Raw genomic sequence first — 204 nt, forward strand, 5'->3', positions numbered from 1 at the left:
GCGCCTGCCACACAGAACAAAAGAGCGGCCAATGCCCCACAAACGATTTTCATACTCGTTTCGTCCTCCCTTTTACGAATATCTTACGGGAAATCTGCTTTACCCCCAACGGAAACCAAAGAGCGTGCCGTCCATGGTCAGTCATCGGTTTTGATGCCGACTTTTTTACGCTGTTGGGTTGGTTCTCGCCATTATTATAGCACG

The 204-nt window shown here is 49.0% G+C and carries 1 protein-coding gene; it reads left to right on the top strand.

The genetic code is table 11. From position 1 onward, the window contains the following. Positions 1-200 (top strand): hypothetical protein (locus NE623_RS14735; RefSeq protein ID WP_256273646.1); only part of this gene is annotated, 200 nt, incomplete at its 5' end. Positions 201-204 lie beyond the last annotated feature (4 nt).

Source organism: Gemmiger formicilis, assembly GCF_024462815.1.
GTDB lineage: Bacteria > Bacillota > Clostridia > Oscillospirales > Ruminococcaceae > Gemmiger.